Below are 14080 nucleotides of genomic sequence, written 5' to 3' on the forward strand. Positions count from 1 at the left end.
GCCTGACCTGAACGCGATCGCCCACAAGTGGGCTCCTACAGGAGAGCGGATCGCCAGCAAGCTGGCTCCTACAGAGGCCGTACTATGTATTTTTGCCCTGGCCGCAGGAAACGATGGTGCCTCGCTTTCTTTGTAGGAGCCCATTCATGGGCGATCTAGGTCCAACCGATAACGCGGTATCGGCTAACTCATAAGCGATCGCCAGCAAGCTGGCTCCTACAAAAAGCCGTCCCTGCGTGGACCGTACCCCAATGTCCGACACGGGGGTTAGGGCCGAAACGACACGCCCCTTGTAGGAGCTAGCTTGCTGGCGATCAGGTTCTGGACGACAACACGTTTTCGCCTGCCTGAACGCGATCGCCCACATGTGGGCTCCTACAGAAGAGCTGCGCTGCTACCGTCGCTTGTGCGCGGGCAGCGTTTTGCCGGTGAAGTAGGTGGATGAGTTCCAGCGGGCGATGAGCATGAGCACCAGCCCGAGCAACAGGATGGTGACGGCGACGATGAACACCAACCCAAGTCCTCCGACGTGCGAGCCGCTGCCGAAGTCGGGGGACATGCTGTCGATCGCGGTTTGCCAGAAGATCACGGAAAGCAGCACACCGCCGACCAGGGGACATACCCCGCGCAGCAGGGCGTGGCGCAGGCTGTCGGTGAGGCTGTGGCGGAAATACCAGACACAGGCGAACGCGGTCAGGGCGTAGTAGAAGCAGATCATCATGCCGAGCGCGGTGATGGTGTCGGCCAGCACGTTTTCACTGAGCGTGCGCATGGCGACGTAGAACGCGGCAGTCGCAAGCCCTGCGCAGATCGTCGCGTAGCGCGGCGTCTGCGAGCGCGTCGAGACCTTGGCAAAGCGGCCGGGCACGGCGCCGTAGTAACCCATGGCGAACAACGTCCGCGCCGGCGATATGAAGGTCGATTGCAGCGACGCAGCGGTACTCGCCAGCACGGCGATGGACATCAGGATCGCCAGTGAGCCCATCACCGGCGTCGCCAAATGAGCGAAGACGTTTTCCTGAATTTCGGGATTGCCTAACCCCAAACCGGCGTCCCCAGTGCCCGCGAAGCGCAAGGTCGCGGCGGCGGTCACGAGATACAACGCCAAAATCAGCAGCACGGTGATGGTGGCCGCACGGCCCGGCACCTTGTCACTGCCGACGGATTCTTCGCTGACCGTCAGGCACACGTCCCAGCCCCAGAAGATGAAGATCGACAACGACAGCCCAGCGGCGAAGGCCGAGAACGACTCGATGTTGAAGGGGTTGAACCAGCTCCAGTCGAAGGCCACCCGCGCGCTGGCCGGCGTGTTCATGAAGGCGGCGATGGAGAAGCCGATCAGCACCAGCAGTTGCAGGGTGACGAGCACGTATTGCACGCCCATGGTCATGCCGATGCCGCGGCAGCAGATCCACACCGCCAGGCCAATGAACACGCAGCAGGTCAGCACATTCACCAGCAGGTTCTGACTCAACGCGGCCAATGCCTCGTTGCCGGTGAGCTGCGAAAGAAAGAGATAGAAGAAGTCCACCGCCACACCGGCGAGATTGGAAAGCACGATGGTGGTCGCACTGACGAGGCCCCAGCCACCGATCCAGCCGATGGTGGGTCCGAAGGCGCGGGCGGACCACGTGAATGACGTGCCGCTGTCCGGCTCGACCGCATTGAGTTCGCGGTAGCCCAACGCCACGAGCAGCATCGGAAGAAAGCCGACGATGAAGACCGCGGGCAGATAAACACCGACTTCGCGCACCGTTGGGCCCAGCGCGCCCGTCAACGTGTACACCGGGGCGATGGTGGAAATGCCCAACACCACGCAGCCGAGCAGCGTGACTTTCCCACGCGCCAGGCCTTTGGAGGAATTCGGGGAAACGACGCTCGATTCCGCCAAAGGGCTACGGGATTCCGCCTGTGCGTAGTCAGTCATTCGGTGCCTATTCGCTGCTAAACAAAGTCGCCCGGCTGCGTGATGGCCGCTTCGCCTTGGGGACGGCTATTCGGCAAGCGGAGAGGTGCGACGGTTCAAACGCCGGATACGGAGAATTGCCGCGGATGAGGCGGCTGGGAAATGCGCGGGTTTCACCCGCCCTACGGAACCATGCATGCCTGTAGACCGGGTGAAACCCGGGGGACGCATCCGCACATGGCGCTTCAACCGCGAAAGGAGATAAATCCGTAGAAACAGGTCGGGCGGCGATGCGTTTGCTTGAGAAAGCGATTTCACCGCCAGCACTTATCGTTAATTCAGCATCGTATTCGCGAACAAGATGATCGCAGCCCGACTGACCGCAGCCCGACTCACTCCTAAAACCGCCCCGCAAACCTCACTGCTCTTTCGCCAATCCACCCAACTGATCCACCAACTCATCGACGTGATCCGGCATCCGCGGGGTCTTACTGAGCACCAGGCAGGGGGAATTGCCGATGTACTCCTCAATCAGGTACAGCGAATCACCGACATCGACGCCCATCTCCTGCAGCAATTCGTCCGGGATACGGATACCGCCGTCGCCGTCCCAATCCTCGATCAATACGCGTTTTGTCGTCATGGTGCCTCCGTTATCTGGCCGCACAGGGTAACGCAGTGGCGGTGTTGTGGCGTGCGCTCGAATCATTCTGTCGCAGGGATGGCCCTTAGTTGAAGCCAACCAGTCTGTGGGAGCGGGCATTGGTTTTTTCGTACTGGAGGGTGGAATCCCGAAGGGCTTCCACCGTTTACCGCAAGGCGTGTGGTTCGATGCGGCGGCGTGGTGAACGGTAGATTACGCCACTGCGTGGCTAATCCACCCTACGTTAGAGATGCGCGGGTTGTACCCGCCCGACGACAGAGGGCTTTGCGGTGCATCGGTTGCTCGCCCAACGGCATCGCCCCTAGACTTCGGGTTTTCCCCGCATCGAAGAGCTCCCAATGCCCAAGGTCGGAATGCAACCGATCCGCCGTTCCCAGTTAATCGCCGCGACGTTGGACGCGGTGGACCAGGTCGGCATGAGTGACGCCAGCATCGCTTACATCGCCCGCATCGCGGGTGTCTCCACCGGCATCATCAGTCATTACTTCCAGGACAAGAACGGTTTGCTGGAAGCGACGATGCGCCACCTGATGACCGAGCTCAACAGCGCCATTCGGGCGCGCCGCGACACGCTACCGATCGACGACCCCGAAGCCCATTTGCGCGCGATCATCGAAGGTAACTTCGACGACAGTCAGGTCAGTGGGCCGGCAATGAAAACATGGCTCGCGTTCTGGGCGAGCAGCATGCATCACCCCAACTTGCGGCGCCTGCAACGCATCAATGACCACCGGCTGTATTCCAACCTGTGCGGGCAATTTCGCAAGGTCCTGCCGCAGGAGCAGGCTCGTCCAGCCGCGCGCGGTCTGGCGGCGCTCATCGATGGGTTATGGCTACGCGGCGCGTTGACGGGGCAGGAGTTCGACTCGCGCAATGCTGCGCGTATTGCCTTCGACTACCTGGCCTTCCAGCTCGGCAAGGCAGGGGCTGGCGACTGACCGTCAGCGCTCCGCCCAAGGCTGGCCGAGCATGGCATCGCTCAGGTAATCCAGAAAGCAGCTGATCCGCGATGCCAGGGCGGTATTGCGGTAGTACACCGCGTGAATGGGCTGGCGGCTTTCGAGCGTGTGCTCGGTCAGTATTTCCATCAAGGCGCCCTGCTCCCGGTCGTCCTGGGTCATGAAATCCGTCAGGCACACGATGCCGCTTCCGGCGAGGGCCAATTGGCGCACCGTCTCCCCGCTCGACGCCTTGATCACCGGTGAGATCGTATAACTGTCGCCATGCGCATGCCGAAGCGGCCAGCTGTTCAGGTTCTCCAGCCCGGTAAAGCCAATTAGGTGGTGGTTCGCGAGATCCTCCACGGTCATGGGTACGCCGTGCCGCTGTAGATAGTCAGGGCTTGCCAGTACGCGTATCCGACTGCTGCCCAGGGCACGCGCATGCAAGGTGGAATCGCGAAGAGGGCCAATGCGGATGGCGAGGTCGGTGCGTTCCTCCAACAAATCGATGTATTGCTCATTGCTGTTGAGCTCCAGTTCGATCTGCGGATAGCGCTCGCGAAAACCGCGCATGAGGGGGATCAGCACGTGCAGTACGAAGACCGATGCCGCATTCACCCGCAACAGGCCGGACGGCTGTTGCGTGCGCAGGGCCATATGCTCCTCGGCATCTTCAACGCTGGCCAGGATGCCACGCGCTTGCCCGAGAAAGACGTCACCCTCCTCAGTCAGCTCCAACCGCCGCGTGGTGCGACGGAGCAGCGTGACGGCAAGCTTGTGCTCTAGCCGGCTCAGGCTGCGGCTGATCGCCGAAGCGGTCTGATCAAGCTGAGCTGCCGCCGCGCTGATCGAGCCACTCTCCACGACACGTACGAACGCCTGCATTTCATCGAGCGTGATCTTCATTTTCTCTGCCTTGATGCCACATACCTCTGTGGCCCACGAGTTCGGTGGCGAGCGCAAGAGGGTAACCCATTGATCCGGCAAGGGCTCTGCCAAATGGCGCCTGCCGGTCATCGTCTGGTTCGCGCGGGCCCCATAACAAATACGGACTTTTCTGTTAGCGGTGCGGTCCGTTCAAAACGGACTTGCTGAATCGAATAACGGTGAGCCGACCCGTGACCAACCTGAATGGGGCCGCTCACGCCCGCGCGATCATATCCGTCCGAGAACGGAGGAATAGCCGATGTCGGTGAACTGCCGCATCGAGTCGTCATCAGCTATCCGTCGTGTGCGCCTGAGTCGTCCTTTTGACGAGGATTTCCATGAGCGACTCGATCCTTCCTGGCCGCCGGACTTTTCTCAAGTCCGTTGGTGTCTCCAGCCTTGCCGTCGCCGCCGCGCCCGCTTGGGTCCAAGCGGCCCAAGCCGTACGTGTCGATGACAGCGAACAACCGCTCAAACCCGGCGAGCAACGCATCAACCTCAAAGTGAACGGGCAGACCCACACGGTCAACGTGCCGGCCAACGCCGTACTGCTGGACGTGCTGCGTGACCGTTTGCAACTCACCGGTACCAAGAAAGGCTGCGACCACGGCCAATGCGGCGCCTGCACCTTGCACGTGAATGGCGTGGCGGTGAACTCCTGCCTGTCGCTCGCCGTCAGCCACGACGGTGACGAGATCACCACCATCGAAGGCCTGGAAAAAGACGGCACGCTCCATCCCGTCCAAGAGGCCTTCTGGGAGCACGACGCCTACCAGTGCGGTTACTGCACGTCCGGGCAGATCATGAGCGCGGTCGCGATTATCAACGACCCGGCGATCGGCACGGATGACGCAAGCGTCCGTGAAGCCATGAGCGGCAACATCTGCCGCTGCGGCGCCTACAAGAACATCCTGTCCGCCGTGCAATCGGCACGCGAGAAAATGAAGGGGGCCAGCTAATGCGTACCTTCCAATTCGATAAAGCGACCGATACCGAACAGGCGCTGAAAGCCGCTGGAGCGGAGCAGGCCATGTTTTTGGCAGGCGGTACCACCCTGCTCGATCTCGTCAAACTCGATGTGATGCAGCCCGAAAGGCTGGTGGACGTCAACCGCCTGCCACTGAACAAGATCGAGACGCTGTCGGATGGCCGCGTGCGCATCGGTGCGCTGGTGACCAACACCACGTTGGCGCGCGATGAGCACATCGTCGAGCACTACCCCGTGCTTTCCCAGGCATTGCTATCGGGTGCCACGACCCAGTTACGCAACAAGGCAACGACGGCCGGCAACGTCATGCAGCGTGTGCGTTGCCACTACTTCCGTGACAACGTTTCGCCCTGCAACAAACGTGAGCCGGGTAGCGGCTGCTCCGCCATCGAAGGCGACAACCGTTCGGTACACGCGGTCCTTGGCACCAGCGAACACTGCATCGCAACGCACCCATCGGACATGTGCGTCGCCATGGCGGCCATCGGCGCGACCGTGCAGGTACAGGGGCCGAAGGGAGAGCGTGAGATCGATTTTCTCGATTACCACCTGCTGCCGGGAGACACACCGGAGCGCGAACACGCCCTGCAACCCGGCGAGCTCATCACGCATATCGTTCTCGCCGCGCCCTTGGCGGACAGCCGTTCGGCCTATTTGAAACTACGTGATCGCGCGTCGTACCAGTTCGCCCTGGCATCGAGCGCCATCATCGTCAGGCTACAAGGCGACCGCATCGCCGAGGCCCGTATCGCCCTGGGCGGCGTCGGTACCAAACCCTGGCGCGCAACCGAAGCCGAGCAAGCGCTGCGAGGGCAACCGGCGACCGAGGACAGCTTCCGCCGTGCGGCGGATGTCGCGATGCAGGGCGCCAAACCCTATCGCCAGAACGCCTACAAGATCCCGCTGGCCAAGCAGGCCATCGTCCGCAACCTGCAAACACTCACGGGAGCAGTGGCATGAACGACATCATCGGCGCCGCGCCCAAGCGGGTAGACGGACGGCTCAAGGTCACCGGCAAGGCGCAATACGCCGCGGACCACGGCCTGGACCGAATGGCATTCGCCTACGGCGTGTACAGCACCATCGCCAATGGCCGTGTCACCCGCATCGACGTAGACGAAGCTCGGCGCATGCCGGGCGTGCTCGATATCTTTCACCATGGCCATTTTGCCGACCTCTACCGTCCCCCGAGCATGCAGATGAATCCTGCGCAGATCGAGCGGCTGGTGAAGGTGGACGAAACCCGGCTGCCTTTCGAGGACGACCGGGTGTATTACGCGGGCCAGTTCGTCGCCATCGTCGTGGCCGACTCGTTCGAGCAGGCGCGCGCGGCGGCCTACAAGGTCAAGGTCGACTACAAGGAAGAGCCCGCCGTGGCCACGCTCGGGCAGGCGAAGAAGGCGCAGTCGCCGCAGTCGTCCGGCAGTGATTACTCACGCGGCAACGCGGCAACGGCCTTCGACAGCGCCACGAAAAAGATCGATGCGACCTACACCACACCGGTGGAAACGCACAACCCAATGGAAATGCACGCCACAACGGCGTACTGGGAAGGCGACCGGCTGTTCGTTTACGAAGCCACGCAGTCCGTGGTCGTGCACCGCAACACCCTCGCCCGCATCTTTGGGTTGAGCCCGGACAAAGTCGAACTGCGCGCGCCCTTCATCGGCTCCGGCTTCGGCGGCAAGCTCTGGGCCTGGCCGCACTCCGCTGCCACCTGTGCGGCGGCGCGTGCGGTAAAACGCCCGGTGCAATTCGTCCTGCCGCGCCCACAGATGTTCACCACGGTGGGTCATCGCCCGGAAACCGAGCAACGTATGCGGCTGGCCACCGACAGCAAGGGCAAACTGGTTTCAGTTCGCCACGAGTCCATCAACGGCACCTCGTTCACCGACCCGTACAGCGAAACCTGCGGCAGCGTGACGAAAAGCCTCTACAGCTGCCCGAACCTGGCCGTCACCCATTCGACATTACAGGTGCATCACGGCACGCCCACCTCAATGCGGGCGCCTGGCGCTGCGCCGGGACTGTTCGCCCTGGAATCGGCGATGGATGAAATGGCCGAGGCAATCGGCATGGACCCACTGGCCTTCCGCAAGCTGAACGCCTCCACCCGTGACGAAGGCAAGGACCTGCCGTGGTCGAGCAATCATTTGCAAGAAGCGTTCGACAAAGGTGCGGCGAAATTCGGCTGGGACAAGCGCACGCCCGCGCCCGGTTCGATGCGCGAGGGCCACGAAATCATCGGCTATGGCGTTGCAGCCTGTAATTGGGACGCCCTGCGCTGCTCCAGCGACGCGCGTGTTTCGCTACGGGCCGATGGCACGGCGTTCGTGACTTGCGGCGCCCAGGACATTGGCACCGGGACGTACACCATCGTCGCGCAGACGGTGAGCAAGATCTCCGGGCTTCCGTTGGAGAAGATCACCGTGCAGCTCGGTGATTCGTCGTTCCCTCCGGGCCCGGTGTCGGGTGGTTCATGGGCGACCGCAAGCATCCTACCGGCGGTCGCGGAAGCCACGCGTGATGCCATCGAGCAGCTCAAGGGCTTTGCCGTCGAAAACGGCCCGTTCAAGGGGGCAGACGCGAAAGCGCTGCAATTCGCTGAGGGCCGCCTGGTCAATGGCAACGATACGTTGGACTTCGGCCATTTCCTGCGTGAGCAGCGCCTTGGCAGTGCCGAGGGCGAGGCCCACACGGGCGTGGCCGACGGCGATGTGTCCATCCGTTCCTTCGGTGTGCATTTCGTAGAAGTTCGTTGGGATCCCGGTATTTCCCGCCTACGCGTGGCCCGGGTAGTCAGCGCGATAGATGCCGGCCAGGTCATCAATGAAAAAGCGGCGTTGAATCAGGTCGAAGGCGCGATCGTCATGGCCATCGGCATGGCAATGTTCGAAGCGACGCACTACGACGAGCGTAATGGCCGCCCGACCAATAACGACTACGCCGAGTACATGGTGCCGGTGCATGCCGACCAGCCGCCGGAGATGGACATCATGCTGCTGGATTACCCGGACTATGCCCTGAACGAGTTTGGCGCACGAGGAATCGGCGAGATCGGTACGACTGGACTTGCCGCGGCTATCGCCAACGCGGTGCACCATGCGACCGGCAAACGTATTCGCGATCTGCCGATTACGTTGGATAAGTTGATGGAGGATGCGCCGCGGGTAACGGCGTAAAGCCATCGTTAATCTGTGGGAGCGGGCTGGGCTGCAACCAGCCATGCCCGCGATGGCTGTCTGCCCAGACCCTATCGCGGGCATCGCCCGCTCCCACAACACCTCAGCTCAACACGTAGGGCGGGTAGAACCCGCGCGCCACTCAATGCGAGCGCACACGATCGTGAAAATTACCGCTCCCTGAACGCCTCACCCCGTGCACGAAGAATAGGCTTGAGCAGATAACTCAGGATGCTTTTCTCACCGGTGATGATGTCCACCGACGCAACCATGCCAGGGATGATCAGCAGCGGTTTGTCATCGGTACCAAGGTGGTTCTTCTCGGTGCGCAACCGGACGATGTAGAAGCTGTTGCCCTTCTCGTCGGTGATGGTGTCGGCGCTGATGCTTTCGAGCTGCGCCTTCATCCCGCCATAGATGGTGTAGTCGTAGGCGGTGAATTTGACGACGCCTTCCTGACCTGGACGTAGGAAGCCAATGTCCTGCGGCCGGATCTGTACTTCCACCAGCAGCGTGTCGTCGAGCGGGACGATCTGAACAATGTCGCTACCTGGCTGGACGACCCCACCGACGGTGTTGACCAGCAATTGCTGCACGATGCCGCGCACGGGCGAGGTGACCAGCGTACGGCTGACGCGGTCTTCCAGCGCCTTACCCGTTGCCTGCACGCGGTTGAGATCGGTGTTGACCTTGTTCAGCTCAGTCAGCGCTTCGCTCTGATAGCGGCTGCGGGTTTCTTCGATCTTCTGCTGTACTTCCTGGATCGCCGCCTGGGCGCGGGGAATCGCCAGGGTCGCCTGTTGCAACTCGCCACGCGTCTCAACTTCGGAGCGTTTCAGGCGCAGCACTTCCACCTGGGAAATAGCGCCCTGAGCAATCAGTGGTTCGGACAGGCGAATTTCCTGCTGGAGCAGGTTCAGGCTGTTCTGCTGCGCGGATTGCTTGGACTGAAACTCACGCAACTCCTGTTGCCGCTGCGTCAGCTGCTGCTGCAAACCTGAGACTTCCTGATTGAGCTGCTGGCGCCGGCTGTTGTAGAGCGCCGTTTCGTTCGCCGCGATGCCGGGGGCCTTCTCGGTCACTTCCGCAGGGATGGCGATGGGGCGGTCTTCGGTCTGCGCGCGCAAACGCTCGGCGCTCGCCAGCAATGAAAGCCGGTCCGCTTCGGTCTCGCCCACATTAGAGGAAAATCGTGTGTCATCCAGCCGCAACAAAGGCTGGCCGGCCTCGACCACTTCGCCTTCGTGCACCAGCAGCTCCGAGACGATGCCGCCTTCCAGGTTCTGGATTTTCTGCAAACGCGACGACGGCACCGCCTTGCCCTGCCCTCGCGTCACTTCGTCGACCTGCGCCAACGCCATCCACAGGAACATGAACAGGACGAAGCCGATCAACGCCCAGATCGTCATGCGCGCCAGGCGCGGCGTGTCTTCGATGAGCGCCTTGTTGAGTTCCGGCAGGGGCGTATCCGGTTCGTCACGTTTGCCGAAGAAGTCCCGAATGGCCGGGAGCGAGCCTTTATCAACGCGAAACACTGATCTGTCCTCGCTTCAAGGCGTCCATGACCGTTTCCTTCGGGCCGTCGGCAACGATCTGGCCGTGATCGACGATGATCAACCGGTCCACCAGGGACAACATCGACGCCCGGTGCGTCACCAGCAACACCGTCTTGCGGGCGATCGCTGGGGCCAACAGTTGCTTGAGTCGCTCCTCGCTGGCGTTATCCATCGCGCTGGTGGGCTCGTCGAGGACGAGCATCGGCGGATCGAGCAACAGCGCGCGGGCGATCGCCACGGCCTGGCGCTGACCACCAGACAGTTGCAAGCCACGCTCGCCGACCTGCAAATCGTAGCCGTCGGGGTGGAGGCGCGCGAAATCGTGTACGCCGGACATTTCCGCCGCCCGCAGCATCACGTCGTCCTCGACGTAGCGCGCGCCGCTTACCAGGTTGTCGCGCAGAGTGCCGCTGAACAGGTGGATGTCCTGCGGTACGTAGCCGATGTTGTGGCGCAAGTCAGTCACGTCCAACTGCTGCATGTCGACACCGTCGATGAGGATCGCGCCCTCAGTAGGCTCGTGCAGCCCGACGATAAGCTTTTCCAGCGAGCTCTTGCCCGAGCCACTACGGCCGATCACGCCGACTTTTTCGCCGGGCTTGATCTTGAAGTTGATGCCCTGCAGCGAGGCGTGCTGCTGGTTGGGGTAACTGAAGTCGACGCCCCGGAATTCGATCGCACCCTCGAGCCGGGCCCGGTTCAGAGGACGCTCGTTCTCCTGACGCTCCTGGGGCAGATTCATCATGCTGTCGGTCGTCGCCATCGTCAGCTTGGCCTGCTGGTAACGGGCGATGAGACCCGAAAGCTGGCCCATGGGCGACAGCGCCCGGCTGCTGAGCATGTAGCAGGCGATGAGACCACCCATGCTGAGGTTACCGGCCATGATCTGGTAAACGCCGAAGGTCACCACCACGACGCCGGCGACCTGCTGGATGAGCGCGACGATATTGGTCGCCAATGAGGACAGGACCTTGGCGCGCATCTCCAGGCGGCTCAGAGTGCCGATGGTCTGCTCCCAGTGATACTGCCGCTCGCTCTGGGCGTTGTTGACCTTGATGGCGTCGAGCCCACCGAGGGTTTCCACCAAGCTGGCCTGACGTTCGCTGGCAAGTTTCAGGGTGCGCTCGATGCTCTCTTGCAGCGGCTTCTGCATGAGCCACGCGATACCCAATGCCAGTGGGAACGCGGCGATCGGAATCCACACGAGATGCCCGCCAATGATGGCGATCACCAACAGAATGATGAGTGTGAACGGCAGGTCGATCAGGGAGGTAAGCGTCAGGGACGCCAGGAAATCCCGTAGCGACTGAAACTCGTGAATGTTCTGCGCGAAGGCACCAATCCGCGCAGGCCTCGCCTTCATCGACATCCCGGTGATGCGCTCGAACAGCGTCGCCGAAACGATCAGGTCAGTCTTCTTGCCGGCCATGTCGAGGCAGACGCCGCGCAGGGTTTTCAGAATCAAATCGAAAATGAACGCGCCGCTGATGCCAACCACCAGCACCCACAGGGTCGCTTCGGCCTGGTTCGGTACGACGCGGTCGTAGACGTTCATGGTGAACAACGGCGTACCGAGCGCGATCAGGTTGATAAGCAGGCTCGCGCCGATAGCATCAATGTACATCCGCTTGGACAGGAACAAGGTGTCCTTGAACCAGGCCTTGGTGCGAGGGATGAGCGAACCATGGTGGACGTCGTAACGGTGACGCGGCTGCGCGAACAGCGTGTAGCCGGTGTAATCCTCCAGCAACGCTTCGCGCTCGGCGACGACTTCGCCGCCTTCCGTTTCGCTGAGCAGCAGGCGGGCCTTGCCGTCTTCCGTCCAGCCCAGCAGCACCGCGGCACGCCCTTCGCGCAAGAGCAGCATGGCCGGCAGCGCGATGTTAGGCAGGTTATTCAGGTCACGCTTGAGCAAACGTGCCTGCAAGCCTGCACGCGCAGCGGCCCGTGGCAGCAGCTCGGTGTTCAACCGATGATCGGGCAGCGGCAGGCCTGCCGTCAGGGTCGCCCGACTCGCCTGTTTGTTGTGGTACGCACACAGGATCAGCAAGCAATCCAGCAGGGGATCATCGTGTTCTGACCGCGGGTCGCGGTTCAGCTCGGGGCTCGTGGCGCCTTGCTGCGTCGTGTCGATGTCGCTCTGGGAGAGCATGCTCATCAGTAAACCTCTTAACCTGGCCTACTGCGGGTAGACCTGTTCCTGATCAGGACGGATGCGAATCACCGATAGGCGGTTCGCCACCTGACCCGTTACGCGCGGGATCAATCCAAGCCTGGCAAATGCACCTGCGACTTCACATCGTTCAGCGACACGCCCGCCATGGGCGCCGCGACGGATTGGCTACGCAGCAATTCACCAGTGGCCGCCATGATGCGGTACTGAGAAAACAGTTCGGTGAAACGAATGTCCGCCAGGTTGCGTTGCGCGGTAAAGGTTTCGTTCTCGCTGTCCAGCAGATCCAGCAACGTGCGGTCGCCGAGGCTGAACTGCGCTTGGTAGGCGGTCCGCACCTTACCGGCACGTTCCGCGTATTGCTGGGCGACAGGCAGTTGCTGGCGTGCGGTTTCCAGCGCGTTCCAGGCCAAGCCAATTTCTTCGTTCAGCTGGCGCAGGGCGTTGTTGCGAATGTCCAGCGCTTCCTGAATCTGGTAGGCGCGCGATTCGCGTTGCGCCGAGCTGCCGCCACCGGCAAACAGGTTGTAGCGCATGCGCACCATGGCCTGCCATTCCTCGTTGCGCCCACTCACGCCATCGATGTTGTCGTCCGCGCTGCGGGAAATCTCGGCATCGAAACGGGGCAGGAAGAGCGATCTAGCGGCCTCGTATTGCTTTTCCGTCGCGGCAATATCGGACTCGGCCGACTTCAGCACCGGGTTGTTCTCGATGATCGTGCGACGCGCATCGTCCAGGTCCTGCGGCATACGGCCAGCAAGCCCATCGGGAATGCTCAGGTCTTGCGGCGCGTTGCCCACGGCACTGAGGTAATTGATACGCGCATCGGACAGGTTGGTCTGCTCGGTCAGCAGGTTGCTGCGCGCCTGTGCGGTACGGGCTTCGGCTTGATCGTAGTCTGCCGTACGCCCGACGCCGCGCTCGGTGCGCAGGCGAATCTGATCGAGAATGCGCTCATGGTTGGTCAGGTTTTCCTGGGCAAGCCGAACCAGCTCTTCACGGCGCAGCACATCGATGTACACCTCGGCCGTGCGCAACGCGATGCGCTCCGCCGTCCCCAGCACGCGGAACGCGCGCGAGTTGACGGTCGCCGCCTGACGCCCAACCTCACCCTTGGTCGCCCCGCCGTCATAGATCATCTGACTCAGGCCGATCCGCGCCTCAGTACGGTTCATGTCGCGCCAGCTTTCCTCGCCCGCACGCGTACTGTTGTTGTTCGTCCCTTCACGCCCGTAGCCCGCGGACAAATCCACCGACGGCAGGTAGCCCGCCCGCGCCGCCCGCAGGTCTTGATCGGCCGAAAGTCGACTGTTGATCGATCCCTGTAACTCGGGGTGCGAATCGATCGTCTGTTGCATGGCCTGCTGGAGTGTTTGCGCCTGCACGTAGCCGACTGACAGAGCTAAAGCGATGGCGGAGGCGAGGCGTAACCGCATAGTTGAAAGACCTTACTGGCTGGCAGAGGAAAGGAAGTTGAATCTCGTAACGGTTATCGCGCGAAGGCAGATGACCTTGATGACAAGCGTAGCCCATACCGACCGGCGGTAATCCACGACACCGTCTAGGCTTAGGCAAAATCGTTTTTAAACGTTAAGAATTGCTGCACATAATTCTTGTGAAGCAATTCAACTATTACAAGTCACGGCCGAAGTAATTGTACCGATCTTCCCAGTAGAAGAAATCAATTCGCCATCACGGCCGCCCCCGCGCACTATCGCCGCAATTTTGTCGGAGTCCCCCCTT

General features: G+C 61.8%; 10 protein-coding genes. 4 read left to right on the plus strand and 6 right to left on the minus strand.

Annotated elements, in window-relative coordinates:
- Window positions 1-394: 394 nt before the first annotated feature.
- Window positions 395-1927: an APC family permease gene (locus IEY47_RS15290; RefSeq protein WP_188984191.1), complete on the minus strand. Its 1533-nt coding sequence runs from the start codon at window positions 1925-1927 to the stop codon at window positions 395-397.
- Between the two features lie 397 nt (window positions 1928-2324).
- Window positions 2325-2549, minus strand: a complete 225-nt coding sequence (locus tag IEY47_RS15295; RefSeq protein ID WP_188984193.1) for an AbrB/MazE/SpoVT family DNA-binding domain-containing protein — start codon at window positions 2547-2549, stop codon at window positions 2325-2327.
- Between the two features lie 359 nt (window positions 2550-2908).
- Between IEY47_RS15295 and betI the strand changes: the two genes are divergently transcribed.
- Window positions 2909-3508: a transcriptional regulator BetI gene (betI, locus tag IEY47_RS15300; protein WP_188984194.1), complete on the plus strand. Its 600-nt coding sequence runs from the start codon at window positions 2909-2911 to the stop codon at window positions 3506-3508.
- Window positions 3509-3511: 3 nt separating this feature from the next.
- On the opposite strand, the gene IEY47_RS15305 is transcribed toward betI, so the two are convergent.
- Window positions 3512-4417, minus strand: a complete 906-nt coding sequence (locus IEY47_RS15305) for a LysR family transcriptional regulator (protein WP_188984196.1) — start codon at window positions 4415-4417, stop codon at window positions 3512-3514.
- Between the two features lie 359 nt (window positions 4418-4776).
- On the opposite strand from IEY47_RS15305, the gene IEY47_RS15310 reads away from it, so the two are divergent.
- The 3 genes from IEY47_RS15310 to IEY47_RS15320 are packed head-to-tail and all read left to right on the plus strand — an operon-like array spanning window position 4777 to window position 8608.
- Complete coding sequence (locus IEY47_RS15310; protein ID WP_188984198.1) at window positions 4777-5397, plus strand: (2Fe-2S)-binding protein; 621 nt, start codon at window positions 4777-4779, stop codon at window positions 5395-5397.
- A complete protein-coding gene (locus tag IEY47_RS15315; protein ID WP_188984200.1) occupies window positions 5397-6386 on the plus strand; it encodes an FAD binding domain-containing protein in 990 nt (329 codons plus the stop codon). The genes IEY47_RS15310 and IEY47_RS15315 overlap by 1 nt, the downstream gene beginning before the upstream one ends.
- Window positions 6383-8608, plus strand: a complete 2226-nt coding sequence (locus IEY47_RS15320) for a xanthine dehydrogenase family protein molybdopterin-binding subunit (protein ID WP_188984202.1) — start codon at window positions 6383-6385, stop codon at window positions 8606-8608. Before IEY47_RS15315 ends, IEY47_RS15320 begins: the two co-directional genes overlap by 4 nt.
- A gap of 170 nt (window positions 8609-8778) precedes the next feature.
- Here the strand turns inward: IEY47_RS15320 and IEY47_RS15325 are convergent, their stop codons facing one another.
- From IEY47_RS15325 to IEY47_RS15335, 3 genes are all read right to left on the minus strand, one after another.
- On the minus strand, window positions 8779-10143 hold the full coding sequence (locus IEY47_RS15325) for an HlyD family type I secretion periplasmic adaptor subunit (RefSeq protein ID WP_373293612.1): 1365 nt from the start codon (window positions 10141-10143) through the stop codon (window positions 8779-8781).
- The gene (locus IEY47_RS15330; RefSeq protein ID WP_188984468.1) at window positions 10130-12316 is read right to left on the minus strand and encodes a type I secretion system permease/ATPase; all 2187 of its coding nucleotides are present in this window, start codon (window positions 12314-12316) and stop codon (window positions 10130-10132) included. Before IEY47_RS15330 ends, IEY47_RS15325 begins: the two co-directional genes overlap by 14 nt.
- A gap of 110 nt (window positions 12317-12426) precedes the next feature.
- Entirely contained in the window at window positions 12427-13773 is a 1347-nt protein-coding gene (locus IEY47_RS15335) for a TolC family outer membrane protein (RefSeq protein ID WP_188984204.1), read from the minus strand.
- Window positions 13774-14080 lie beyond the last annotated feature (307 nt).

It is taken from the genome of Pseudomonas matsuisoli (genome assembly GCF_014647635.1).
Lineage (GTDB): Bacteria > Pseudomonadota > Gammaproteobacteria > Pseudomonadales > Pseudomonadaceae > Pseudomonas_P > Pseudomonas_P matsuisoli.